Source organism: Longinema margulisiae (genome assembly GCF_025266855.1).
Lineage (GTDB): Bacteria > Spirochaetota > Brevinematia > Brevinematales > Thermospiraceae > Thermospira.
The window spans coordinates 2,321,359-2,347,783 of the sequence record NZ_CP053071.1 but is presented as its reverse complement, the minus strand read 5'-3'; the positions used below and the strand labels follow the sequence as shown (position 1 = coordinate 2,347,783).

24 protein-coding genes are annotated in these 26,425 nt (G+C 43.1%); 19 read left to right on the top strand and 5 right to left on the bottom strand.

Annotation, left to right across the window (positions count from 1 at the left end; genetic code table 11):
- Window positions 1-120 precede the first annotated feature (120 nt).
- The 19 genes from BREVNS_RS10480 (at window position 121) to BREVNS_RS10390 (ending at window position 21,864) form a co-directional block, all read left to right on the top strand.
- A complete protein-coding gene (locus tag BREVNS_RS10480; RefSeq protein ID WP_483426956.1) occupies window positions 121-1,275 on the top strand; it encodes a methyl-accepting chemotaxis protein in 1,155 nt (384 codons plus the stop codon).
- 3 nt (window positions 1,276-1,278) lie between these two features.
- Window positions 1,279-2,091 carry a CheR family methyltransferase gene (locus BREVNS_RS10475; RefSeq protein WP_483426955.1) on the top strand — a complete coding sequence of 271 codons (813 nt, stop codon included), beginning with the start codon at window positions 1,279-1,281 and terminating at the stop codon, window positions 2,089-2,091.
- Complete coding sequence (locus BREVNS_RS10470) at window positions 2,088-2,579, top strand: chemotaxis protein CheD (RefSeq protein WP_483426954.1); 492 nt, start codon at window positions 2,088-2,090, stop codon at window positions 2,577-2,579. Before BREVNS_RS10475 ends, BREVNS_RS10470 begins: the two co-directional genes overlap by 4 nt.
- A gap of 14 nt (window positions 2,580-2,593) precedes the next feature.
- Window positions 2,594-3,655 (top strand): protein-glutamate methylesterase/protein-glutamine glutaminase, encoded by a 1,062-nt coding sequence (locus tag BREVNS_RS10465; protein ID WP_483426953.1) that lies wholly within the window; start codon window positions 2,594-2,596, stop codon window positions 3,653-3,655.
- A gap of 259 nt (window positions 3,656-3,914) precedes the next feature.
- Window positions 3,915-4,685: an imidazole glycerol phosphate synthase subunit HisF gene (gene hisF / locus BREVNS_RS10460; RefSeq protein ID WP_483426952.1), complete on the top strand. Its 771-nt coding sequence runs from the start codon at window positions 3,915-3,917 to the stop codon at window positions 4,683-4,685.
- A 3-nt stretch (window positions 4,686-4,688) separates the two neighbouring features.
- Window positions 4,689-5,585: an HAD-IA family hydrolase gene (locus BREVNS_RS10455; protein ID WP_483426951.1), complete on the top strand. Its 897-nt coding sequence runs from the start codon at window positions 4,689-4,691 to the stop codon at window positions 5,583-5,585.
- Between the two features lies 1 nt (window position 5,586).
- Window positions 5,587-7,302, top strand: coding sequence for an ABC transporter ATP-binding protein (locus BREVNS_RS10450; RefSeq protein WP_483426950.1), 1,716 nt, complete (start codon window positions 5,587-5,589; stop codon window positions 7,300-7,302).
- Between the two features lie 355 nt (window positions 7,303-7,657).
- Window positions 7,658-8,029, top strand: a complete 372-nt coding sequence (locus tag BREVNS_RS10445; protein ID WP_483426949.1) for a chitobiase/beta-hexosaminidase C-terminal domain-containing protein — start codon at window positions 7,658-7,660, stop codon at window positions 8,027-8,029.
- 202 nt (window positions 8,030-8,231) lie between these two features.
- Window positions 8,232-8,741 carry an adenine phosphoribosyltransferase gene (locus BREVNS_RS10440; RefSeq protein WP_483426948.1) on the top strand — a complete coding sequence of 170 codons (510 nt, stop codon included), beginning with the start codon at window positions 8,232-8,234 and terminating at the stop codon, window positions 8,739-8,741.
- Between the two features lie 23 nt (window positions 8,742-8,764).
- Complete coding sequence (gene secG / locus BREVNS_RS10435) at window positions 8,765-9,106, top strand: preprotein translocase subunit SecG (RefSeq protein ID WP_483426947.1); 342 nt, start codon at window positions 8,765-8,767, stop codon at window positions 9,104-9,106.
- 6 nt (window positions 9,107-9,112) lie between these two features.
- Entirely contained in the window at window positions 9,113-9,793 is a 681-nt protein-coding gene (ispD, locus tag BREVNS_RS10430; protein WP_483426946.1) for a 2-C-methyl-D-erythritol 4-phosphate cytidylyltransferase, read from the top strand.
- Window positions 9,790-10,299: a hypothetical protein gene (locus tag BREVNS_RS10425; RefSeq protein ID WP_483426945.1), complete on the top strand. Its 510-nt coding sequence runs from the start codon at window positions 9,790-9,792 to the stop codon at window positions 10,297-10,299. Before ispD ends, BREVNS_RS10425 begins: the two co-directional genes overlap by 4 nt.
- Window positions 10,300-10,326: 27 nt before the next feature.
- The gene (locus BREVNS_RS10420) at window positions 10,327-11,439 is read left to right on the top strand and encodes a M20/M25/M40 family metallo-hydrolase (protein ID WP_483426944.1); all 1,113 of its coding nucleotides are present in this window, start codon (window positions 10,327-10,329) and stop codon (window positions 11,437-11,439) included.
- Window positions 11,440-11,472: 33 nt separating this feature from the next.
- Window positions 11,473-12,027, top strand: coding sequence for a leucine-rich repeat domain-containing protein (locus tag BREVNS_RS10415; protein ID WP_483426943.1), 555 nt, complete (start codon window positions 11,473-11,475; stop codon window positions 12,025-12,027).
- Between the two features lie 32 nt (window positions 12,028-12,059).
- A complete protein-coding gene (locus BREVNS_RS10410; protein WP_483426942.1) occupies window positions 12,060-13,112 on the top strand; it encodes a leucine-rich repeat domain-containing protein in 1,053 nt (350 codons plus the stop codon).
- Between the two features lie 59 nt (window positions 13,113-13,171).
- Window positions 13,172-15,277 (top strand): ATP-binding protein, encoded by a 2,106-nt coding sequence (locus tag BREVNS_RS10405; protein WP_483426941.1) that lies wholly within the window; start codon window positions 13,172-13,174, stop codon window positions 15,275-15,277.
- A gap of 291 nt (window positions 15,278-15,568) precedes the next feature.
- On the top strand, window positions 15,569-17,797 hold the full coding sequence (gene glgB / locus BREVNS_RS10400; protein ID WP_483426940.1) for a 1,4-alpha-glucan branching protein GlgB: 2,229 nt from the start codon (window positions 15,569-15,571) through the stop codon (window positions 17,795-17,797).
- A complete protein-coding gene (locus tag BREVNS_RS10395; protein ID WP_483426939.1) occupies window positions 17,794-19,863 on the top strand; it encodes a CHASE2 domain-containing protein in 2,070 nt (689 codons plus the stop codon). The genes glgB and BREVNS_RS10395 overlap by 4 nt, the downstream gene beginning before the upstream one ends.
- Before the next feature lie 12 nt (window positions 19,864-19,875).
- The gene (locus tag BREVNS_RS10390) at window positions 19,876-21,864 is read left to right on the top strand and encodes an adenylate/guanylate cyclase domain-containing protein (protein WP_483426938.1); all 1,989 of its coding nucleotides are present in this window, start codon (window positions 19,876-19,878) and stop codon (window positions 21,862-21,864) included.
- Here the strand turns inward: BREVNS_RS10390 and BREVNS_RS10385 are convergent, their stop codons facing one another.
- From BREVNS_RS10385 to BREVNS_RS10365, 5 genes are read right to left on the bottom strand one after another with little or no spacing between them, the layout of a single operon-like run.
- Complete coding sequence (locus BREVNS_RS10385; RefSeq protein WP_483426937.1) at window positions 21,865-22,623, bottom strand: hypothetical protein; 759 nt, start codon at window positions 22,621-22,623, stop codon at window positions 21,865-21,867. It abuts the gene before it with no gap.
- A complete protein-coding gene (locus tag BREVNS_RS10380) occupies window positions 22,620-24,104 on the bottom strand; it encodes a CCA tRNA nucleotidyltransferase (protein WP_483426936.1) in 1,485 nt (494 codons plus the stop codon). Before BREVNS_RS10380 ends, BREVNS_RS10385 begins: the two co-directional genes overlap by 4 nt.
- Complete coding sequence (locus BREVNS_RS10375; RefSeq protein WP_483426935.1) at window positions 24,101-24,775, bottom strand: histidinol phosphate phosphatase domain-containing protein; 675 nt, start codon at window positions 24,773-24,775, stop codon at window positions 24,101-24,103. The genes BREVNS_RS10380 and BREVNS_RS10375 overlap by 4 nt, the downstream gene beginning before the upstream one ends.
- On the bottom strand, window positions 24,762-25,877 hold the full coding sequence (gene aroB, locus BREVNS_RS10370; RefSeq protein ID WP_483426934.1) for a 3-dehydroquinate synthase: 1,116 nt from the start codon (window positions 25,875-25,877) through the stop codon (window positions 24,762-24,764). The genes BREVNS_RS10375 and aroB overlap by 14 nt, the downstream gene beginning before the upstream one ends.
- Window positions 25,864-26,415, bottom strand: coding sequence for an OmpH/Skp family outer membrane protein (locus BREVNS_RS10365; RefSeq protein WP_483426933.1), 552 nt, complete (start codon window positions 26,413-26,415; stop codon window positions 25,864-25,866). The genes aroB and BREVNS_RS10365 overlap by 14 nt, the downstream gene beginning before the upstream one ends.
- Between the last annotated feature and the right edge of the window lie 10 nt (window positions 26,416-26,425).

Here is a 26,425-nt window from a genome sequence, read left to right as displayed (position 1 = left end):
TCCTATTATCGGCCAGGGAGGAACTTTTTTTTGCTTTTCCTCATCTTCCCACTGCAGGTCTCCTGAAAAAAACGTTACCCTTTTTTTGGAAACGTAATCAAAAAAAGACTGGTGACTTTTTTGGGTGAGGGTAACAGGAAGTTTTTTGGAGAAGACGTTTTTCAGGGCAATGAAAAGATTGAGAATGCTTCTTTTCGTGAATTAGTTGAGATTTTAGAAATCCTTTTTGCTCATGTCCAGGAAATGATAGAAAAAGATAAAGAGAAAGAAAAAGAAGTCGTGTTTCTGGTAAAAAACTCTCTCTGCCATGTATGTTTTAGCAGGGAGGTTGCGGCTGAATTTCAGAAAAGGGCTCAACACAAGTTACAATCAGATATGAAAATAGTTATAGAACTTCTTGAGAGAATGAAGACCCAGCAAAATGAAAATTATCATCGTTTGTTGACTCTTGTTAGAGATTTTTCTGAAGCTGTGGAAAATGGAAAAATCCATGGTAAAAAGAATGATACCAATATCAATGAATTTTTTGTACGAACAAAGAATTTACAAAAAAATATCGCAGAAGCGCTTCATCGTTATTTTGAACAATTCAAGAAAATTGAAAAGGTTTTTAGAGAAATGGAAGAAATTTTTCAACAGATGAGATTGATTACTCTCAATTTAAGTGTTGAGGCTAATAAGTCACAGAACAGGGTTTTTCATGTAATTGCCCAGGAACTTCATAATCTTTCTTTGAGAACCCAGAATCTTGCCAGAACAATGATTGCGGATATAAAAAACTCTATTGAAAAAACAGAGGAAGAAAGAGAAGAAAGACTGAAAGAAATAGAAGAAGTGAATCAACAGATCGAGTTGACCCGCGTTATCAATGAGGAATTCTCTGGAACTATTCAGGGGCTATATCGTCTTGTTGGAGATCTCACTGAAGTGGTGAATTTCTTTGTGGAGGACAAGAAAGATATTCATCAAAGTTTTCATAATATCCAGAAAGTACAGATTAATAATGAAATCATGGAACATGCTTTTCGAATAATGAACAAAGTTGTCCTCTTTAGTACTGATCACATACATGGCATATTGGGGGGTAAGAAAGGTGCCTGTATTGATGCCGGTTTCAGGTCTTTGATTACAAAGCAGATTCTGGAGGAGTTGAAAGGTATAGTGACTACTGAAGACGAAAGGGAATGGCTTAAGGAGCTTTATAAAAAGTATCTTAATGTTGAAATAAATGTGACTGAGGATTTGCCGGAGGATAGAGTTATTTTGTTTGAGTAAGGGATGGCAGGTATTATGACGGATGAATTATTTACTCGTTTTTCTGAGCTTTTTTATAGTTTTTCGGGTATCAAACTCAAAGAGTACAAAAAATATCTAATGGAGTATCGGCTCTCGAAATTTGTCGGGGAGTACAGGCCCTATCAGACGTATGAAGAGTTTTATCAGGCTCTTCTTCATGATAGGACGGGAAAACTCAAAAAGCAGTTTGTTGAGGTATTGACCACGAACTATACCTATTTTTTCAGAGAATCTGTTCATTTTGATTTTCTTGCCCATTATCTCAAAGAATATGTGCCATCCAATGACTATATCAGGCTCTGGAGTGCGGGTTGTGCAAGTGGAGAGGAGGCATATACCATGGCCATTGTGGCTCTGGAAACCATACCTTCAATTCATCAGTATGATTTCAAAATTTTGGCTACTGATATTTCTCATGCCGTTCTTCAGGTGGCTCTGCAAGGGGTATATCATTATTCTAAACTAAAAAATATGGACGATGCTCTTATTCGTAAATATTTTGATTTTGATGAGGTGAAGAAAACCTTTACTGTTAAGGAAAGTGTGAAGAAATTGATTGCCTTTCGATATTTGAATCTTATGGACAATTTCCCTTTCTCTAAACAATTTGATGTTGTTTTTTTACGTAATGTATTGATATACTTCGATAATAGAGAAAAGGAATATATTCTTCGGAAGATCTATGACTATATGAAACCGGGGGGATATCTCATTTTGGGTTTATCAGAGAGTTTAGTGGGATTGCAAACGCCTTTTGTTTCTTTGAAAAACTCTATCTATAGGAGGGAGGAATGAATACAGAAAAGGAGTACTTTTTGAATCCCGGTGAACTTATCTTTTCTAAGAAGCCTATAGTCGTGAAAACCGTACTGGGAAGCTGTGTCTCAGTGACCATTTATGATAAAACTCATCAATGGGGAGGGATGTGTCACTATCTTCTTCCTGTAGCTCCTTCAGAAGAACATCATAGCACGAAGTATGGGAATATTGCCATTTATACGCTTTTGAAAAAGTTTCTCAAAGATCATGGCTCTCAGCGTGAAGATCTTGTGGCTACCATTATCGGTGGAGCTTTTATTATCTTTGATGAGAGGGAGATCTTCTTTATAGGGGACAGGAATATTGATGTGGCTATGGAAATTCTGCGAAAGGAAAAAATTTATATCAAGCAAATGCATACTGGCGGAGAACATGGTCGAAGAGTTTGGTATCATACAGGAACAAATAAAATAGTCATTGAGACGCTGGATAAGATGACAGTGGAGGATTTGTACAAACCGTGAAAGCGGGGTGACATATGGAAAAAATCAAAGTTTTAATTGTAGATGATTCGGCTATTGTGAGGGATGTGCTCTCGACAGAATTGGCAAAAGATCCACAAATTGAAGTCCTTGGAACAGCTCCTGATCCTTATGTGGCTCGAGATAAGATAGTGAGGCTTAAGCCGGATGTGATCACCCTTGATATTGAAATGCCACGAATGGATGGGCTCACTTTTCTTGAAAAGCTTATGACCTATTTTCCGCTTCCTGTGATTATTGTGAGTTCGGTGACGAAAAAAGATAATCTTGCTGCTGTGAAAGCTCTTGAACTGGGGGCTTTTGATGTGGTCAATAAACCTGGAGAAAGTATTACGGTGGAAGAGGTTAAAGATGATATTATTACTAAGATCAAACAAGCTTATGAGAATAGAGAGCTTTTTTTGTCAAAGTGGAATGCCGTGGCTCGAATATCCGAGAAAAAGACAAAAAAGTATTATCTTTCTGAGATTGTGACTACCGATAAACTCGTAGTTATTGGATCTTCTACTGGGGGAACTGTAGCCCTGGAATATATTTTCAAGAATTTGCCGAGGAATTTACCCCCTATTGCAGTAGTACAACACATGCCGATTGGGTTTACTGAACAATTTGCGAGAAGGCTCAATGAACTTTCAGAATTGTCTATCAAAGAGGCAGAAGAAAACGAAATGCTTGAAATTGGACATGTCTATATTGCACGAGGTGGAACTCATCTTCGTCTTGTTCGTCGAGGAGAGTTTCTCTATACCCAATTTGATCACTCAGAGAAAGTGAATTTTCAAAAACCTGCTGTTGATGTGTTATTTGATTCTGTAGCTTCTGTGGCTGGAAAAAATACTTTGGCTATTTTGCTTACTGGTATGGGGAAAGATGGGGCTTCAGGACTTCTCAAAATAAAAGAAGCCGGCGGCTATACGATAGCTCAGGATGAAAAAACCTCAGTGGTATGGGGAATGCCCAAAGCGGCTATTGATAGAGGAGCGGCAAAGGAAGTGCTTTCTCTTGATGATATTATTCAACGTATCGTGGATTTTTCATCGGGAAATGTGTCGGTTTAACTTTGGGTATGTGAAGAGTTTTGGCCTTGTGGTTATACCTCTCATAAACGTCTCTGTGGAACTGTCCTTAAGAGAGAAGGAGAAACCTCTTTTTGGAAGATTTTTAGAAGGAAAGAAATTCGTATAATTCTTTATCAGTATTAGAATAAAAATTCTCTTTTTTGATCAACGAGAGCATGGTTTTTTCGACTAACCTGAGAAAAAAGGCTTCTTTTTGCTTTTTTCTCTTTTTTTCTGTACACTATTTTCTGGAGGTTCTATGTACGCTAAACGTATTATTCCCTGTCTGGATATTCATCAGGGGCGAGTGGTCAAGGGTGTGCAGTTTCAAAACCTTCGAGATGCAGGAGATCCGGTCGAAAATGCGAAAATTTACGATGAAGCAGGGGCAGACGAACTGGTTTTTTTAGATATCTCTGCTACTCACGAGAAGAGAAATATCATGGTGGATGTGGCCAAAGCGGTGGCTCGTGAGATTTTTATTCCCTTTACGATTGGAGGGGGGATTCGGAGTCTTGAGGATATTCGAGAGATCCTTTTAGCGGGGGCTGACAAGGTATCTATCAACTCAATGGCTGTGAGAAATCCTGATTTTGTTTCTCAGGCGTCAAAGCGTTTTGGGTCTTCGACGATTGTAGTGGCTATTGATGTGAAGCGTGTCGGAGAGGGAAAATGGCATGTTTTTATCAATGGAGGGAGAATCGATACAGGACGTGAGGCTATTGCGTGGGCTGAAGAGGTCTGCGAACGGGGGGCTGGGGAAATCCTTCTCACCTCGATGGATAAAGATGGAACTAAGGATGGCTATGATATTGAGATTACAAAACTCATTGCGGAAAGGGTCAGTATTCCTGTGATTGCTTCCGGGGGAGCCGGGAAAAAGGAACATTTTCTTGAGGTTTTTCAGTCCACAAAGGTAAGTGCCGCCCTTGCGGCTTCACTTTTTCATTTTCGGGAACTGGAGATTACGGATCTCAAACGGTATCTTGCTTCAAATGGAGTGAGTGTAAGACTGGATTATGCGGAGTAGGGTATGGTGAAGTATGCGGCTATAGTGTGGGATATGGATGGAACATTAGTGGATAGCTTGCCGGTTATTTATGAGGCGTTTTCTGAGATGTTACGTCACTATGGAAGGGAACCGGTCTCTCTTGAGTGGATGCGGGAGAGAGTGGGATATCCTTTTGGAGAAACCATGAAGTTGGTTGGCCTTGGGGATGATGCCCGTGCGTATTATCGGGATGTCTATTTTTCTCTCTGGGAGAAGCATAAACCTTTTGATGGTGTGGTAGAAACCCTCAAGACAATCCATGGAAAGATCCCTATGGTGATTGTTTCTAATAAGAGTCGAGAAGGAATGAAAAGGACCCTCGCTCCCTGGGATGGGGAAAAATGGTTTGATCTTCTCATCTGTGAGGATGATGTGGAAAATCCAAAGCCTCATCCCGAGGCTTTTTCGCTTGTGCAAAATTTCTGGAAAAGAGAGGGAAAGCCTCTTGATCCCTCTGATGTGATTATGGTGGGGGATACACTCATCGATTCTCTCTTTGCAAAGAACGTAGGTATGGATTTTGCCTACGCTTCGTGGGGGTACGGGAGGGTGGACGAGCCTCAATACAGGCTCAAAACGCCTTCTGATCTTGTGTCTCTTGTAGGGCTTGATGAAGAAAGACCTCTCTGTGATGGGCCTGAACTGGATTTACATGGCTTTGCTCCTCAGGATGTGGAAAAGGTGGTGAAAATGTACTTGGAAGAGGCTTCTCAGAAGGGATATACCTGTGTTCGGCTTATTCCCGGGAAAGGAAAAAGTGTCAAAAAACAACAGGTAGAAAAGGTTCTTTCTCATCATCCTTTGGTGGTATCGTTTCGAGAGAGTCATCCTTTGTGGGGGGGATGGGGCTCGTATGATGTGTTTTTGAAGGGAGAGTAGGATGAGTTATCGTCGGTTATCGTCTTATGTCGGACGTTTCTGGTGGCTTGTGGGAGTGATGGTGGTTTTTGCTATTGGCGTAGTCGTAAGTAAACTTACGGCAGTCTATCAGTTAGCGGCTTTTTTTTCAGGGGTCTTTTTAGAAAAAACCATGGCTGATCCTTTACAAAGTGCTCTTCTTTTGCTTATTTCAGCAACTTCTTGGGCTGTTTCTCATTATGTTATGCTGGTGGCTTCCAATACGTTGGCTATCAGAGTACTTGCCTCTTTGCGGCAGGATGTTTATGAGAAGGTTCTTATTCTTCCTATTGGATATTTCAAAGCCAAAAGAACAGGAGATATTATCAGCCGACTCACCAATGATATTCAGGTGGTGGAAATATTTCTCATGAATGTGCTGATTGAACTGATGGTGCAACCAATGACGGTGGTGGCTATTATTCTTATGATGGTGGTAAAACAACCCCTTCTCACCCTGTATTTTTTCTCGGTAGTTCCTGTGCTAGGTATTGTTTTAGGAATTGTAGGAAAATTTGTCGAACAGGCAAGTCAGAAGGTTCAAAAACATATCTCTGATGTGACCTCGGGTATTCAGGAAACCCTGTATGGTATGGATGTTATCAAGGGGTTTGCTGTTGAGGAGGTTATGAGGGATAGGTTTCGCCGTTCGAATATGGGATATCTTTCTTCACTGATTCGGGAAGTGAGAATACGATTCTTGAGTACGCCTGTGGCAGAATGGTTTGGTTCCTTGGGTATTATTATTATCCTTGTCATAGGTGGGTTTATGGTACGTTCTGGACAGGTGACGAGTGGGGATATTGTCTTTTTTCTTTTGTTGGCCACTGTACTTTCAGAACCGTTGAGTCTCTCAAGCACCGTCTTTACCACGCTTCGGAAGCTGTCTCCGGCTCTTGCTCGTATTTATGAGGTATTGGATTATGAGGTGGTGGACGAAGCTACTCTTCCTGCGATTGGGAAGGTAGAGGGGAGGATTGTGTGTGAAAGTGTGTCTTTTGGATACACTGAGGAAAGGATGGTACTTCAGGGGGTTTCTCTTGATATTGCTCCAAAAGAAACTATTGCTATTGTAGGGCTCTCTGGCTCAGGAAAAACAACGCTTGTCTCCCTCATGGCCGGTTTTTATAAACCTACAGAGGGGAAGGTGCTTATTGATGGAAAGGACCTCTCTCTTTATAGCGGGAAAAGCTATCGTTCTCAACTGGGTATTGTGACGCAGGAACCTATTCTTTTTTCTGGAACTATTCGGGAGAATATAGCCCTTTCCTGTCCTGAGGCTTCTTTTGAGGAGATTGTAGCAGCGGCAAAAATAGCTCATGCTCATCATTTTATTGAGCGGCTACCGCAGGGTTATGATACTCTCCTTGGTGATAAAGGGGCTCAACTTTCGGGCGGGGAAAGACAGAGAGTGGTATTGGCTCGGGCTATCCTTCGTCGACCGAAAGTGCTCATTCTTGATGAGGCCACCAGTGCGCTGGATGCAGAGTCAGAAACGGCTATTCAGGAGGCTATGGAAAATATCTTAGGTCAGCAGACGACGATTATCATTGCTCACAAGCTTGCTACTATCATGCATGCAGATAGGATTGTGGTTCTTCATGAGGGGAAAATCGTCGAGGTGGGGAAGCACACGGAACTTTTGGCTTCCGGAGGGATGTATGCAAGACTCTTTCAGATGCAGACGGTGGTAGAGTAGTGAGTTATAGAACTTTTTTTGAGAAAAAAGAAGAGAGCAGAAATCTTCATAACTAAACTCATTTCGAGACCCTTGCACGAATGTGCAAAGGTCTCAAGAAAGTAATAAAAAGCAAAAAGTAGTATAAAAATATTTCTTTACATAATAAAGAAGCCTATTTTTTGTATAAAAAGAGACAAATAAGCCCTTGGAAACGGAAAAAGCGGGGAAGAGGGGCGTAGCCCCTGATCCAGATAGGGTAAGAAAACACCCGTGCAAGGGTCTCATTTCTCTTTTGTTATAAAATTCTTGGGCCAAAAATTGCTATTTTTTCTTTTTTTCTTGATACTATAACACCTTGTAAAGGGAGGTATTTATGAAAAAATATCTGCTTGGAAGTATCGGGATCATGTTTTTAGCTGGGTGTGCTCTTTTTATGCAGACAGTGGCTACACCTACCTTTTCGCCTGGAAGTGGGGTGTACACGAATAGTGTGACTGTTTCCGTGGATTGTGCTACAGAGGACGCGACTATCAAGATAAAACGTTCGGTGGTCTTTTATTCCAATGCGAATCTCTCGCTTCCTCCTGCTGTGACAGTAGAAGATGAGTGGACAGAGTATACCGGTGCCTTGACGTTTCGTACCAATATTTATGTGGTTGTGAAGGTAACTCTTTCAGCCTACGCTGAGAAAGAGGGCATGAAGCCTTCAGCTACTAATTCTGCTACCTATGAACTGAGAAAGTAAGAAGTTTTGGAAGAGGGGATGGCCTTTGGCCAATGTTCTCCCTTTTGATCAAAAGAGAGAGCCAAGCCACACGTACCATTCCCTCTTCTACCCCTTACCAAAAGAGGACATTTCTCTTGAGTGGCGAGACAAAAGCCAATAAAAGTTGCTTTATTCTCTCTTTTGTGCTATAATACCCTACACTTTCTTTTGAGGAAGGGATATGGATTTTAAGGCGTATGTACGGAATGTACCCGATTTTCCTGTGCCCGGTATTCAGTTTAAAGATCTCACTACCCTCTGGAAGGACAAAGAGGCCTTTCGTAAAAGTATTGATGCCCTGGTGGAACACTATCGAGGCAAGAAAATAGACAAAATTGTAGCTGCGGAAGCAAGAGGATTTATTATTGGGGCACCCCTTGCGTATGCGTTGGGGGTGGGGTTTGTCCCTGTTCGCAAGGCCGGAAAACTTCCTGCAGAAAAGATCAGCGAAAGTTATGCTCTCGAATATGGAGTCTCATCACTGGAAGTTCACCGGGATGCCATTTACCCAGGAGAGAAGGTGGTTGTAGTAGATGATGTTTTAGCCACCGGTGGAACATGTCAGGCGATTATCCGCTTGGTAGAGTCGCTTGGAGGCGAGGTGTTGGAGTGTGCTTTCTTTGTTGTTCTGGATGCTTTGAAGGGTGAGGAAAAAATCTCGGTTCCTGTATATACGCTTATGCGCTATTGAAAGATGAAGGAGGAAATACACGTATGACAGCTTTTTTGAGTGGACTGCTTTTCTTTATTTTTATTCTCGATGTGATTCTTCTGATTCCTGTGGTGCTGATGCAATCCGGGAGTGGAGCTCAGGCGGGACTCTTTGGGAGTGATTTTGCTTCAGGGGCTTTTGGTGCCAAAACAAGTGAGGTGTTGGTCAACTTTACCAAGTGGTTGGTGGCCATCTTTTTCTTGACTGCACTTGGACTTGCTTATCTCCATCTTCCTCGTACCGCAAGTACTCAACCCACCGTTACCAGTAGTGAGACGGCTCCAGCTGAAGCGGTGCCAAACCCTCAGCCCTCTGAAAGCACTCCTACTTCTCCTCAGAAGTAATCTTCGGTGAAACGGGGCGTTGTTCTTTTAGCCGGAGGTATTGGTTCTCGCTTTCAGGGGCAGAAACCAAAACAATTTCTTCCCCTTTTAGGACGTCCGGTGTTAGACTATAGCCTTGAGAGATTTCTCGACGAGGATGCTGTTATCTGTGTGGTGTGCCATCCAGATTGGAAAGAGGAGCTTCTCTCTCTTCCCCATTGGAGTACGCAAATTCTCGTGGTTGATGGAGGAAAGACCCGTCAGGAGTCTGTGTATCAGGGACTTCTCTGTTTGGAAGGTCATCACATAGATGTGGTGGCTATTCATGATGGAGCACGTCCTCTTTTTTCTCGTACTCTTCTTGAAAGGGGATGGAAAAAACTTGTGGAGACTCCGGCGGCGGTTCCTGTTCTCCCTATGACGCAGACGTTGGCCTCTGTGAAAGAGGGAGTGATTCATCACTATCTTGATCGTTCATCGATAGTTACCATTCAGACACCACAATTTTTTCGTTTTCAGGAAATATGGCAGGCTCATAGAAGAGCTCGTGAGAGAGGGGAAAGAGAAGCGACGGATGATAGCCAACTTCTTCAGAAAGAGGGGACTTCTGTCGATACTATACAAGGTGAACCTTGGAATATCAAGATCACAACGCCTGAAGATATGATTCTTGCGGAGGCGTATGTGAAACAAGGAGTTGGGATATGAAAAGGAGTTTTCTCTTTCTTTTCTCTCTGGTAGCCATGAGTGTGGTTCTTTTTTCGTGTCAAAAGAAGGTAAAACCAGAGGAACCGGTCGTAAAAGAGATTGTTGAACCTACTCCGGAGGAAGAGGCAAAGATCAAACTTGTTATCAATTTTGATGGAAAATGGCAAAGAGGTTCCAAGGCTATTATTGTTATTACCGGAAAAAAGGGGCGTATTATTGCACGAAATGGGGCTGAGATTCCTATTGTCGTCCGTTATTTGAATGAAAAAACGGTAAAAATTCTTGAGGAAGAATATACGGTGGAGTATCTCGTGAACTGGCTTCCCAAGAAGATTGCCCAGCAACTTGTCCAGACAAAGGCTCTTCGGGCCTATTCTATTCTTGAGATTATCGATGAGAATACGCTTAAGGGAACGGTGTACGGCTGGAATGTTATTCATAACAACGAGGTTGTACAGGACATTCAACCGTATGTAAGTGCTGAAGAGTGGAAGCGCATTCCATAAGCAAGGAGATTTTCAGAAGGGTGAACTATGAATGACAGAAAAAACAGGGTTGTTCAGGAATTTCTCACGCAGGTCAAAATTGAGAGCCATTCTTTCAAAGAAAAAAAAATGTTTGACTATCTTGAAAAGAGGCTTACCGACATAGGGCTTGAGGTAGAACGAATCCCTTATACCACAGAGGAGGGGAATAGTTCTGAGAATCTTGTGGCTCGTCTGAGGGCAAATACCTCGGGAAAGAAAACGCTTTTTTTTGATGCTCATGTAGATACTGTGGAACCGGGGGTAGGGATACAGCCTGTTATCGATGGGGATATGATTCGTTCGTCGGGGCAGACTATTTTAGGGGGAGATGACAAAGCAGCTTCCGCAGCTATGGTGGTAGCCGCTGAGGAACTCAAACATAGAGAACACGGGGATATCCTTTTTGTGTTTACCTCTGCTGAAGAGGTAGGACTCGTTGGGGTGAGGTATCTTGACTTTTCTCGTATTCAGGCTGATTATGGTTTTGTACTTGATTCCCATGGTCCTGTTGGAGGAATCATTGTAGCGGCTCCTACGCAATATCAGTATGAGATCTTTGTGACGGGAAAGGCAAGTCATGCGGGAATTGCCCCGGAGGCGGGGAAAAACGCTATCGTGGCAGCTGGAGAGATTCTCACCCGTCTTCCGCAGGGGCGTATTAACCGTTATACGGTGGCTAATGTGGGTGTGATTGATGGTGGGAAGGCTACCAATATTGTGGCTGATCTCTGTCATATTCAGGGTGAATTTCGTTCTCACCGGGAAAAGGATTGTGAGAAACTCCAGAGAAGAATCGAAAGGTTGATTCACAGGAAGTCTTTTGAAAGAAAGATAGAGGATGTGAACGTCTGCTTCAAAAAGGTATACAGTGGTTTTCGCTATGAGGACGATAGCCCCGTGATTCAACTGGTTTCAAAGGCCATGGGAGAACTTGGGATTACTCCTCGTCTTGAATGGACAGGTGGAGGGAGTAATACCAATATCTACAATCAGAATGGAATACCGGCTGTCAATCTCAGTGTTGGCATGGAAGAGGTGCATTCTCTCCAGGAGTATATCCGTATAGAAGACCTTGATAAACTCACCTCCCTCATCATCAAAATCAGTGAACTCTCCTGAAGAGACTCCAAGGCCTACAGGAGGACAGAAACCATGAAAATGGTCCAGATTGCCGGTCAATACTACTCTTCTGAATCCCGGGAACTTTTTCTGTCCAACATGGGGCTTACGAAAATTGAGGACATGAGTGTTTTTTATCGTCTGGAGAGGCTCTGGTTAGATCACAATGATATTACTGAGATCACAGGGCTTGATAATCTTCCCAATCTCATTGGGTTGAAGCTCTCATATAACAAAATAGACGAAATAAAAAATCTTCGACTTCCCAAATTGAAGTGGTTGTATTTAGATCACAATCGGATCACTCGTCTTCAGGGGCTGGAATTTCTCCCTTCTCTGGAATTGTTGTACGTGGATGGGAATCCTATCAAAAGTATTGATAAAAATACCTACGATTTTCTTTATCAGAAGAGAGTGATTTTTATGAATGACAAAGGAATAGAGATAGGAGATGTGGAGGTTTATGTAAAAAAATACAATATTCGTGTAGAAATGCCCAATTCCGTGAAAATCGGCTCCAGAGAATACCCTATTGATGTGACAGAGATTAATCTCATGGATCCTTCCATTGATAGCCTGAAACGATAGCTTCTCTCTCCCCTAAGGATGTGTTTTTTCACATGGATCCTTCCATTGATAGCCTGAAACCCGTGGAAAACCTTGTCAATCTCAAGATTCTCAGTCTTTCGAATACCCAGATAGAGAGGATTCAGTATTTAGAAAACCTTGTCAACCTTCGTGTTCTTAATATTGCCAGTGCGAAGATCACGGAGATAGAGGGGCTTGATACCCTCATCAATCTGGAACGTCTCAGTTTATCGGGAAATCATATCCGTGAAATCAAAGGCTTGGATACGCTTGTCAATCTCAAAAAGCTTGGTCTTCGACGAAATGAGATCACCCAGATAGAAAACCTTGATAATCTTCTCAAACTTCAAGCCCTGTGGCTTTCTGAAAATCGTATCAGTCGCATTGAAAATCTCTACAAACTTACCAATCTCAGAGAGTTGTATTTGAGCTATAATCAGATCACCAGGATTGTGAATCTTGACAAGCTTACCAATCTTCTCTCCCTTCATCTGGATCACAATCAGATTACCAAGATAGAGAATCTCGATCGTCTCAGAGAACTCCAGGAACTGAATCTTGCCTTCAATAATATCATTCTCATTGAGGGGCTTGAGAAAAATACCCATTTAGTATGGCTTTCTCTTGCCCATAATCAAATCAATGAGATTGAGGGTCTTGACAATCAGGTGAATCTTGAATGGCTTGCTTTGAACGATAATGCAATCAGCAAGATAGAAAACCTGCAAAATCTTAAAAGACTTCAGTGTCTCTACCTTCACGGAAACCATATCCAGAGGATAGAAAATCTTGATGGGCTCAATCAACTTCGTATTCTTTCCCTTTACAATAACCGTATCACAAAGATTGAGAATCTTCATCCCCTCAAAAACCTTGAGATTCTCTGGTTGAGTTATAACCAGATTACGCGCTTGGCGAATGTAGAGGTGTTGCCCAATCTCAAGCGAATAGATATCTATAACAATCCCATCCGAAGTATTGACCGAAAGACCTATACCCATCTCAAGACCAAAAATGTCAAGGTCAATGGGGTCTCTGTTGATGAGTATCTTCTGGAAAATCATATCAAGATAGACAATGCCTGAGAGTGCTTTTCTGCTCAAGAAAGGGGGTTTCTTCGGCCGATAGAAAGGTGAGGAGTTCTATGGCACGGATTTATATCGTTGAGGATGAGGCGGCGGTTCGGCTTTTTTTAGAGTCTTTTTTGAAAAAACACCATGAAGTCGTGGGAAGTTCAGGAAACTTTGATGAGGCCTATCAGGAAATCCTTGAAAGACAACCTGATCTTGTGATTTCGGATATCATTCTTTTGAATAAACAGGGAGATGGTATCACATTGGCCGAAAAGGTGAACCAGAAAAGCCGGGTTCCTTTTGTCTTTATGACGGCCATACCATTTCCCAAAGAGGATAAACGTTTTTTTTCTATCCCTCTGTACGGGTATATTCCGAAGCCTATTGATGAACAGAGACTTATCAGTGCGGTTGAGGTGGCTCTCTGGAGGATTCATGCTGAAAAGCAACTTGAGGTATTTACTCGTCGCTTGCAAGAAGAGATAGAAGAGAAGAAAGAACTTGAAAAACAGCTCAGGCATACCCTTCATCACCATGAACGCTTTCTTGAACAGTTATCGGATGTGGTTTTTGACATGGATGCCGAGGGAAGAATCTTTTTTGTGAACAAGGCTGTAGAGGCGTTTTTAGGGTATACCCCTGAAGAAGTACGTGGAAAGTTTATCCTGGATTTTGTGAGTGAGGATTTTTTGTTTTTCTCGAGGGAACTTCTCCATCTTTTTCAGGAGGATATCATTACCCAGAAAATCTTTGAAGAAAGGGTGTATGAGATTTCCTTTCGGCATAAAGAGGGGGGGATTCGATGGGGAAGGGTGAATATCGTGCCGCTTCTTACCACATCAGAGATTCTCATCGGGGCAAGAGGTATATTGTATGATATTACCAGGGAAAAAAGACAACAACAACGACTGGAGACTCAACTCAAGCGTCTTCAGCAGGAAAAACACTATCAGGTGATTGTCCGTTATGTTCTCGAGAGAATTAATCAAACGGTTGATCCCTTTTCCCTTTTTCCGAGGTTGATTGAGTTTTTGCGATCGAGTTTGAATATTGATGGGATTCTTCTTTTCCGGATGGGAGAAGAGGGAGAGAAGGCTTTTTTCAGGAGGCTTTTTTGTGCCTGTTATGAGACGCGTCCATGCCAGAGGTTTTTGAGAGTAGAGATTGATGACAAAACGGAACTCAAACGAATCATATACTGGTGGAAAAGGTCTCAGGTACCACAGCGTTTTCTCTCCTACTGGGATGAAGAAAGGATACGGCGGGTGATGATATCTCCTTTGCTTTTTGAGGAGAAGCTCTTTGGGGCATTGGTCTGTTTCTGGCAAATGCCTGTTCGTTTAGAAAAATCGTGTTTTGTGATTTTGCAGATCCTTGCCCATATTTTTGCCCAGGCTATTCGTCGCCATGATGAGTGGGAACAGTACACGTTAGCTCAGAAAGAGGCGTTGGAACAACGGCTTTTACTTGAAAAGGCTCAGGATATGGTGAGTTTTGGGCAGATGATGAGTGCCATTGCCCATGAGGTGAGGCAACCGCTTCAGTCTATCCGTATTCTCAGTGAAAGTCCTTTGTACTGGTATAAAGAGGGGAAGGCGATTTCCTATGAAAAGCTTCTTCAAAATATGGAAAAGATTACCCAGCGTGTGCAGAGGATTGATGGGATTATTCAGGGGATGCGTCAGGCGGCTTTGGCTGTGGCTACGGTGAAACCAGAACCTGTTCGTCTCCATGAGGTGATTGATGAGGTTCTGGATACCCTTCAACAAGAGATTGTGCAGGAAACGATCACCATACAGAAACGTCTCAGTCCTGTGGATATGGTGGTGAGATTTCATACCGCTCAGCTGGTGCAGGTGATTTCAAATATTGTGGTGAATGCCATTCGGGTTCTCAAGAATCAGCCTCTTCCTCGTGTGATTCGTCTTGAAACGGAGAGGGTAAACGACAAAGCGATTTTGAGGGTGAGAGATAACGGCCCAGGAATACCCAAGGAAAAAGAAAAATATATCTTTGAACCTTTTTTTACCACTCAACCCGGGGTGGGGATGGGGATTGGGCTCTATGTGGTGAAAAGGCTTTTGTCTCTCTATGATGCCACTATTTCCTATCGTCGTGAGGGAGAGGAAACGGTTTTCGAGATGGTTTTTCCCTATGAAGAAAAAAACTCATTTTGAGACCTTTGCACGAAGGTGCTAAGGTCTCAAAAAAGTAATAAATAAAAAGAGTATAAAAATATTCCTTACGACAATAAAAAATACTCTCTTTTTGAATAAAAAATACATAAGCCCTTGTGAACAGAAAAATCGGGGTTTCAGGGGCGTCGCCCCTGATCCAAATAGGGAAAGAAAACCCCAGTGCAGGGGTCTCATTTTCTAAATAGAGAAGAAAAATTTTTTCTAACCTCTTGCAGAAAATAAAATTTTCCTTATGATATATACAAAAGCAAATACAAAAGTGGAGGCTCTATGCGGGGCACGTTGTCTCATGAGGCTTTGAACAAGCTTCTTCATTTTGATCACCATGATCCATTTGAGGTTCTTGGCTTTCACAAGATTCACTGGGGGGAAAAGAACATTTCGGTTATTCGGGTGTTGAATCCATCAGCAAAATCTATTCAGGTTGTCGATCTTTCCGCAAAGGGGAAGAAGGAAACGGTGTATGAGATGCAGCCTGTTCATTACAATGGTATGTTTGAATGTGTGTTTGAAGATGGAAGGGATTTTTTCCCCTACCTTTTGCGAATTGAATATCACAATGGGGTAATCCACGAAACAGAAGATCCGTATGTTTTTCCTCCTGTGTTGACGGACTTTGATCTCCACCTTTTCAATGAAGGGAATCACCAGCAGATTTATGAAAAGCTTGGGGCTCATATCATGGAGGTCAATGGGGTGAAGGGCGTGCTGTTTGCCGTGTGGGCGCCGAATGCCCGTGCGGTGGCGGTGGTGGGGGATTTTAACGCCTGGGACAATCGCCGTCATCAGATGAGGGTGAGAGGAAGCTCGGGGGTATGGGAGATTTTTGTTCCCCGTATTGGAGAAGGGGAGAATTACAAGTTTCAGATAAAGACCAAGCACCATCATATTCTGGATAAATCTGATCCTTATGGGTTCTATGCGGAGGTGAGACCAAAAACGGCTTCGCGGGTGTGGGATATCAACAAGTACACATGGCATGATGAGGCCTGGCTCAAGAAAAGAGCCCAGTCCCAGAATCTCCACAAACCGATGAGTATTTATGAGGTACACCTTGGCTCCTGGATGCGTGTGCCTGAAACCAATGGGTTCTTGACCTACAGGGATTTGGCGGTAAAGCTCGCTGAGTATGTGAAAGAGATGGGGTATACCCATGTGGAACTGTTACCCGTGGCTGAACACCCCTTTGATGGGTCGTGGGGGTACCAGGTCACAGGATATTACGCTCCAACCAGTCGTTTTGGAACCCCTGAGGATTTTATGTATTTTGTGGATTATATGCATCAAAACAATATTGGGGTTATTCTAGATTGGGTACCGGGGCATTTTCCCAAGGACGCTCACGGGCTTGCCCGATTTGATGGAACGGCTCTTTATGAACATGAAGATCCCCGCAAGGGTGAACACATGGATTGGGGGACCTATATCTTTAACTATGGCCGAAATGAGGTGAGAAATTTCTTGATCGCCAATGCTCTCTTCTGGCTTGAGAAGTATCATATTGACGGGCTCCGGGTAGATGCGGTGGCATCCATGCTGTATCTTGATTATTCTCGAAAGGAAGGAGAGTGGGTACCCAATATCTATGGGGGAAGGGAAAACCTTGAGGCTATTGATTTCATGAAACGGATGAACGAACTGGTCTTCAGTAAGTTTCCAGGAACAACGACCATTGCCGAAGAATCAACGGCTTTTGGGGGAGTGTCAAGGCCTACCTATGTGGGGGGACTGGGGTTTGAATTCAAGTGGAATATGGGCTGGATGAATGATACCCTTGTGTATTTTTCCAAGGAACCCATCTATAGAAAGTATCATCAGGGGACACTTACCTTTTCCATGGTGTATGCGTATAGTGAAAATTTTATTCTAGTCCTTTCTCACGATGAGGTGGTGCATGGAAAACGTTCGATTTTGAACAAAATGCCTGGGGATGTATGGCAGAAGTTTGCCAATGTGAGGCTTCTCTATACCTATATGTGGACACATCCCGGGAAAAAGCTTTTGTTTATGGGACAGGATTTTGGACAGTGGGATGAATGGAGTGAAGCCAAAAGTATCGACTGGCATCTCACTCAGTATGAACCTCATGCTAAACTTCAGAGATTGGTGAGGGATCTCAATCATCTCTATATCCAGGAACCGGCCTTGTATGAACTGGATACCGATCCTTATGGTTTTGAGTGGATTGATTTTTATGATTCGGATAATTCTATTATCAGCTATCTCAGACGGGATAGAAAGGGTGATTTTGTCGTTGTGGTTCTCAATATGACACCAGTACCCCGTTATCAGTACCGTATTGGAACTATTGCGCGTGGTTTTTACAGAGAGATTTTTAATTCAGATTCAGAAATCTATGGAGGTGCCAATATTGGGAATGCTGGTGGGGTGTGGTCTGATGATATAGCCTGGCAGGGGAAACCCTATTCTCTCTCCCTTACCCTTCCTCCTCTGGCAGGAATTATCCTCAAACTCAAGAAGGAGGATGAGTCTTCATGAAAAAGTTCAGAAAATTCCTGAAATATGTGGTTGTTTTGGGCTTTGGAACGTTTGTTGTTCTCTTTTCGAGTATTCTGTACTATGGAGAGGGATCGGGAGGAATCTTGCGGTCTTTTCTCCGTGGATTTGAGGATAGAACCCTTAACTGGCGTTTTCGCGTACGGTACTATCTCGAATCCTGGTTTCAGAAGAAGCCGGAATCCTCTCTTTTAGACAGAATGGTAATTGTGGCTATTGATGACAAAGCCATCGCCAAGTTTGGAGGGAGTTTCCCTTTTGATAGGCAGGTATGGGCGGATTATCTCAATCATTTCGCCCGTTTACCAGAGGAGAAACAACCCGATCTTATCTTTTTTGATATTGTGTTCTCTGATCCTTCTCGAAACCCTCAAAGTGATACCAATCTTTTTTTGGCGTTTCACAATTACAAAAAGCCTCTAGCGATAGACTTTATCTTGGAGCTTTCTCAGGCGGCGGTGAATCTCAGAGCAGAAGACCCTTATTTTCATAAACTTGTGCAAAGGGATGCGATGGAATATAGTCATCCTTCTGTGCAGAGTTTACGGCGTTTTGAATATGATAGGCCTATTCCTTATGAGGAAGTTTCGCATTACACAAAACAGGTGCTTATTCTTTCTCCTTTGATGGATAGAGTAGATGCTACCGGAGCGGCGAATTTCTTTAGTGATGAAAGTGGGGTCTACCGTTATTTTCCTGGAATGGTGTCGGTGTTCTATAGACAGAAAGGACAGGACATCACCAATGAGGGTATTACCAATGTGTACTACTCTTCTATACAGATGGGGATTCTTCTTCAACTTTTGAAGGCAAATTTTTCTCAGTTGGTATGGAAGCCAGAGGGGCTTTTGATTACCAATGCTGAATACAAAGGAAAAAGAGAGGATTTTTTTGTACCGCATATTCCTGGAAGGCGTGGGTATGTGGGAATCAATTATTTGGCTCCTCCTGGATCAGGTCGTGTGAGAGTAGTGTCACTCGCGGATATCACCAAGGTAGAACTGCCCAAGGGAGCCATTCTTCTGACAGGTATGTATTCAAAAAGTGGAACACATGATATCTGGCGTTCTCCCTTTGGTGAGATGTTTGGTATTGAACATATAGCCTATTCACTTTATACGCTGTATGAAAAGCGCTTTTTGCAGTTTCCTCTTCCCTGGGTGGAGGTGTTGTATACTTTTCTTCTGGTGATGCTTGTCGCCCTTCTTGCGGTGAGGGGTGGTATGGGCTGGCTTTCTCTTGGAGCTTCGGTGTCTTTTGTGCCCTTTGTGGTGGGGGTAGCTGGATTTTTCAGGGATTGGCATATTATTACCTTTGTTCCGTTTCTTGATGCCATTCTTGTTCTGGTTTTTGCCCAGGTCTATGTTTTGATTACCGAAAGTCGGGAGAAGAGTTTCATTCGTCAAACCTTCTCAAGCTATCTGAATCCAAAGCTCGTTGATCTTCTCATTGAAAATCCCGATGTCTTGCAATTGGGTGGAAGTGAAAAGGAGATTACTATCTTTTTCTCTTCTATCAAAAACTTTCACGAGGTAACCGAAGGTTTTACGGCACGGGAGATTGTGGACTTTCTCAATCGGTATTTTGGTTTTATGGGAGATATGATTATTGAGGCAAATGGGACACTTGATAAGTATATGGGAGAAATGATCATGGCCTTTTGGGGTGCTCCTATTGAGGATCCTCAGCATGCCTATTTGGCCTGTAAAACAGCAGTGGAGATGCTGAAGCGCGTGGAACTTTTCAACCAGGAGCAGAAGAGGCTCGGCTTGAAGCCTGTGTTGGTCAATATTGGGTTGAATACAGGTAGGGCGGTGGTTGGGAATGTGGGTTCGGATAGACAGAAGAATTACACCGCTATTGGAGATTCGGTTAACCTGGCTTCTCGTATTAAAGGCCTCAATAAGTTTTATCACACTCAGATTATTATCTCTGAGTTTACCTACGCTCAGGTAAAGGATAGGGTGGTGGTTCGTGAACTTGATCTCACACGTGTGAAAGGGAAAAAAGAGCCGGTGAGGGTCTATGAACTGTGGGATATCAAATAAAAGGGGTCGTCTATGAAGAAGCCTGGATCAGCCAAAAAAACAGTTATTTTGACGATTATCAATCTTTTGATCTTGTTCTTCTTCGTGGTTATATATTATCTTCCTGAAGGGATTTCCTTCTTTGGATGGAGAGATTTTTTGCATCAGATAGAAAGAGTATCGCTCAATCTTCGCTATGCGGCTTTTGCCGCTCGGGGTGGGAGTTTGACGGGAGAGGGAATGGCCCAGCGGCAATCGGCTCAGTCGGAGTTTTATCGTTATATCTATATTGTTTCTGTTGATGAAGAATCTATCAAGTACTACAAGAGTTATCCCCTGCCTGGAGCTGTGTGGGCGTCTGTATTGGAGCATTTTCTTTCGATGGAACCGTCAAAACGACCGGCAACGCTTTTTTTCAATATTCCTTTCTATGGGGCAGCAGAGAAAGAACTTTTGACAAAACTTGAGGGGTATCCTCTTCCTGTGGGTATGGATTTTCGTCTTGAAGAGAAAGGGGAACCTCTGGATTATGAGTCTGATGAAGCCAAAGCTATGCGACCCTTTGAGGTGGCTTTTCTTGATCCTTCCCTTTTGAGTGGGTATGCCTCATATACGGCTCCCGCTGTTGAGTATCTTCAGCGTGTAGGATATATGGGGTATCTCAATCTTGAAGGGGAAGAGGAAATCATGTATAAGGTGCCTCTCTTTGCTGTGGTTTCTTATAAAAGAAATGGTTCCCTGACCAATGTGGTGTATCCTTCGGCGGTATTGATGATGACGCTTATGTATACGGGAGTAAAACTTGAGGATCTTCGTATTATGCCGGAAAAGATTGTGCTCCCCAAAGCGAAGCTGAGAGACAAAATTGTGGATATTGTTATTCCCGTGGACAAACACTATCGGATGAGAGTTCATTACAAAAGCCAGGGACAATATCAGTACCTGAGAACCATTTCTCTCAAGGATATTTTCAGAGCGGGTATTCCAAAACAGAGTATCCTTCTTTTTGGGGTTCGTTCAGAGGGAACAGCAGCCAATAAGTTTTCTTCTCCGTTGGGGTCCCTTTTTAGTGTGGATCATTTGGCCTATGGGGTGGGAACGATTTTGAACCGGGAGTTTTTAGCGGATGTACCTTGGTGGGGAGAATTGGTTTTTCTTGTTCTCTGGCTTTTTGTTTTGCAGGTGCTTCTCTCTCGGGGACTGAAAACCACGATTGTAGCTCTTTTTCTTGCTCTCTTTATGCCCATTGGGGTAGGGATTCTCTGTTTCAAGATGGGGTGGGTAGTGGTGACGTTTCTCCCACTTGTTGCCGGCGTGCTGTATCTTGTTTTGGGAGAAGTGTATATTCTCTTGACTGAAGAAAGGGAGAAACGTCTCATAAAATCCACTTTTTCCCGTTATGTGAGTCCGGATCTGGTGAATATTCTTGTTGAGGATCCTTCTCTGGTAGAATTAGGTGGAGTAGAGAGAGAAGTGACGATGCTTTTTTCGGATATTCGTGGCTTTACCACACTCTCTGAGGGAATGAAACCCACAGAGTTGATTGAATTCTTGAATCAGTATCTTTCTCAGATGACAGATATTGTACTTGAGACAAAAGGGTCCCTCGATAAATATATTGGGGATGCTATCGTGGCATTTTGGGGAGCTCCCCTTCCCCTGGAAGATCATGCTTTTCAGGCGTGTCTTGCCTCTGTCCGGATGGTGGAGAAACTCAAGGAGTTCAATGCGAATCTTATTCGTGAGGGCAAAGAGCCTATCAATATTGGTATTGGATTAAACACAGGGGTGATTACCATTGGGAATATTGGCTCTCAGAAAAAGAAAAACTACACGGGTATAGGGGAACCCATGATTCTCACTGAAGAGCTGCAGGATGAAAACAAAACCTATAAAACAAACATCATTATCAGTGAGTTTACCTATCAGAAGGTGAAGGATAGGGTCATTGTGAGGGAACTCGATTTTTATCCTTACCAGGAGGGGCGAATTCGTATCTATGAACTCTTGGGGGTGTTATAATCAGGGCCAGTAGTTTTTTGCCCGCAGGGTAAGAACGGCATTGGAAATATCCTTAAAGGCTCTTTTTTCCTCAAGTTCAAATTGACTATTCCAGGGGATATTGGTAAACGCTACCAGAGCATTGGTGGCAGCGGTGTACTGTTTATTTCTTGTGAGCATATCCACATAGATGCCAACAACAGTTCTTTCAGCAGGGGTTTTTCTGGAAAGAAGAAGAGCCTTTTCAATGTTCTCAAAGGCTTTTTTCTTGTCTCCGAACCAGGGCCAGCCAGGAACAAGGTCATAGACCAGGGCTCTCATGGCCCAGGGAACACCGTCGAAATAGTTGGGCTGAAGTTCAATACACCTATTGAGAGCCTCAAGAACATCATCGGCATAAAAAAGGCTATCAAGTATGCCGTTTTCTTTGGACCAGAGGGCATATCCTACCGCTAACCAGTAGTATCCCTCTGCTCCCAAAGGGTTGAGCTGAGTGGCTAAAAGAGCATAGTCTTTGGCCTTGAGAAAGGCGGCTTTTCGGCTTTCTTTTGTAGTTTTATAAAACTCTCCCTGGTAATAATAAGCCGCAGCGGTAATCCAGAGGCGCTGGTAATTCGTTTTTCCTGAGGCCAAGAGTACTTCCTGTTCATGGATATAGTCATTTATCGTTTTGAGGTTGAGACGTTTGGGAAAAACTTCGTCGGGAAAGCCATACACATCTCCCCAGAGTCGTGTCAAAGAAACAAAGGACAAGAGAAGAGCAAGATGATGATGTTTCATTCTTCTTCCTCCTGGTGTGCCGATGATTCTTCTGAAAAGGCAAACTGAAGAAGTTTGCCTTCAAGGTAGTCTTTCGTTAGTTCTAAAAGTTTATTCTTCTGATTGTAATCAGGGTGTTCTAAAACCACCTCTAAGAGATAGTTGAGGATTTGACCGATAAGAGGGGATGGTTTGAGATCAAAGTTTTGCATGATATCATAACCATTGATGTCTAAATCCGTTACTTTGAGAGCACTGTCCTGTTCCAGGACACGCTGGATGTGTTTTTTGAAATCCTCGAGAATATCGGCTGTCCTTTGCTTGGTGCCACTGGCAAGTCTATCAGCTTCACGGAGAATAAACAAATCTTCTAAGAAGGCTGTATCCCCATCAAAGCGACGAAGAAACCTTCTCACCGCTCCATCTGTCCATTCATGGGTGTAATAAAACATATGAAGACGAACTAACTTACATACCCATTCAATTTCCTGATTGCTGGCTTTGAGACGTTTGAGAATTCTTCTGGCGATTCTCTCTCCCATGACTTCATGGTTGTAGAAGACGTTTCCATGCCCGCCCTGTTCAGCAAACTTTTTTGCTCTTGGTTTGGCAATATCATGAAGAAGGGCGGCAAATCTCACAAGGGGTTTATGGGGAGGAACAAAATCACAGGCATAGAGATTGTGGTAGTACACATCATACCTGTGAAACTCATTCTGGTCTACCCCAATCCCTTCTAACAGTTCCGGCATAAGGTATTCGAGAAGTCCTGATTTTCTCATAGCCTCTATACCAAGAGAGGGTTTTTCTGTTTTCAGAAGTTTCATAAACTCATCATGGAAACGTTCCATGGCCACTTTCTTTATGCTTTCCATGGACTTGGGGATAGCCGAGAAGGTGGCTTCTTCAATCTCAAATTGAAGCTTGGCACTCAATCGGCAGGCTCTCATCGGGCGAAGGCCATCTTCCAAAAATCGCACTAAAGGATCCCCCACACACCGGATAAGTCGTCTACGAATATCCTCTTCGCCACCGAAAGGGTCAATGAGTTCTCCTTTGAGCGGGTGATAGGCCATGGCGTTAATGGTAAAGTCTCTTCTTGCAAGATCTTCATGAAGGGAACGTACAAAAATAACACTCTCTGGTCTGCGTCCGTCTTTGTATTCTTCATCAATACGATAGGTGGTAATCTCAAAACTTTCTACAGGTTCCCTGATGATAAGCGTTACCGTGCCATGTTTGATGCCTGTAGGAACAATGAAATGCTCTTTGTTTTCTGGATGCTTGGTATGGGAAAAAAGACGCATAATCTCCTGTGGGGTAGCGCTTGTCGCAAAGTCGAAATCAAAATCTTTCTTGCTTTTCTCATAACCACCAGCAAGAAGCATATCTCTCACAGCTCCCCCCACCATACTAATTTCATAGCCAGCTTTTTCTACGGTTTCTATAATCCATCGGATAGAAAGGGGAATTTTTTCAAAGAGCCAGAGGGTTCGTTTCATCGTGAGGGTGCTCCTGAGAGGGCTTTTTTGACAAGCGAGGCACTGAATTCATACACCGAAGAAAGCTCTTCAGAAGAAAGACCTGCTCCTAAACCAACGGCTTTCCAGAGCTCAGGGGTGAGAAAATCCCCAATATCATGGGCGTCTGAATTGATCACAAGGGGAGCCTTGTATTTTTTGGCAAGATCTACAACTCGACCATTCCCAAGACAGTTTCCTTTTCGATAGCTGATTTCAAGGGCAACCCCTTTCTGTGCTGCAAGTTTCACCTCTTCTTCTGCAATAAGGCCTGGATGGGCGAGGATATCCACTTCAGCTAAAATAGCGGCACGATTGGTTCCTGGTCTTACGGGTTCCACGATGGTTTCTCCATGAGCCACAACGAGATGGATGCCTTTTCCACGAGCATAGAGGGTGAGTTCCTTGATATCCTCGGGAAGAACATGAGTCAGTTCAATCCCCGCAAGAACGGTTATTTCATTTTGTTTTTCGTTCATGGAACGGGCAAAAGGAACTATTTCTTTGCAGAGGAGTTCAATATTGGTGGCATCCGCATGGTCCGTGATGGCAATCACCCCGTATCCTTTGACAATAGCCCGCCGGATGTGCTCGGAGGGAATGAGGGTGCCATCACTCCAGAGAGTATGAGAATGAAGATCAATGACGTTCATGCCTATCCTCCGCTATGTTCTGAAGAAAATTAAACGCTTCCTTGAGAGAAACTTCGTCAAAAGGATGACTATAACGTCCCTGAAAAGGCTTTACCCGGCCAATTTTGTCAATAAGAACGACATACACAGTATGGCGTTGATTTTTTTTGTCGTGAAGAAGGGGAAGACGGACATCCTCCCAGGAAAGTTTGCTGATTATTTCTGGAGAAACAAGAAGCCCTTTGTGTTGAAAATCCCGGATAAGACGCTGAAGCTCGTCCTCAGAAAGAAGCTTTTTTTTCATGGAAAGAAAAGCTTCTCCTATAATACCCCAGGCGACAGCAAAACCATGAAGAAGAGAATACCCCGCGGCATGTTCAAGCGCATGTCCTAAAGTATGACCGAAGTTGAGGATTTGCCTGAGATTTTGTTCTTTGGGGTCTTTTTGCACAATCCTTGCCTTGATCTCACAGCTTCTCAAAAGAAGAGATGGCCACTCTTCCTCAGAAAAAGGTCTCATCAGTCTTTCATAATAGGTCCCATCGATGATAAGGGCGTGTTTGACCATTTCTACAAAACCATTTTTTCTCTGTTCTTCAGGCAACGTCTGAAGAAACAGGGTATCAGCAATAACAAGCGAAGGAAAGTGAAAACTCCCCACTAAATTCTTTCCATAAGGGGTATCCACCCCTGTTTTTCCCCCTAGAGAACTATCGACAATGGAAAGCACCGTTGTAGGTATCTGCACGTAGGGAATACCTCGCATGTAGATGGAAGCGATAAAACCGCAGAGATCTCCGACCACACCGCCTCCCATAGCTACGAGGAGGCTTTTCCTATCATACCCTTTTGAGGTGAGTGTGCCAGTGATTTCAATGACCTTATTGATGTTTTTTGAGCTTTCTCCAGAAGGAATGAGAAGAATATCAGAAGACCCAAAGCTCTCTATTTCTTTGTTCCATGCAGCAAATACCTTCTCATCAACAAGAAATCCCACCTTTGAGAACGTTTTTTTTTCTAAGAAAGCGCGGAGATGCTTTTGCCAGTGATTTTTTCCAAAGATGACAGGATAGGTGAACACTCCTGAGGAGGGAACTTTCACACGAAGGTTAATTTCTTTCATTGAGGCTTTGCTCCGATTTTATCCTCGCGATAACATCGGCGGTGATATCCACCGTTCTATCGTAGAAAAGCAGTCCAGCTGTTTCTTTGGTCAGAATAAGGGTGTATCGTTTTTCATTGCCAATTTTCTGAACGACAACAAGAATCTTATTGTAGATGGTACGGGTGAGTTCGTTACGAAGGGCATCAAGACTCTTGTTGGCTTCAATCGTAAATTCAGCCAATTCTTGTTTTTTGCTGTCAATTTCAATCTCACGTCGGGTTCTTTCTTCTGCCGAGAGAGAGGTATAGAGCCTTTTGTATTCTTCTTCAAGGGCAGCAATAGCCTTTTTTCTTTCCTGTATCTGGGCATCATATTCCTGCCGTTTTTTGGAGAGTTCCTGTCGAATATCTTCATAACCAGGATAGGACTGGAGAACACGATCAAAGTCCACGACAGCCACCTTGACTAATTTAAGAGCAGCGGCACTCTGCGACCAGAGCGTTATGGTATTCCCCATAAGAAGCATGGCCACCATATACCAGAACCATTTTTTCATCTCTAACCTC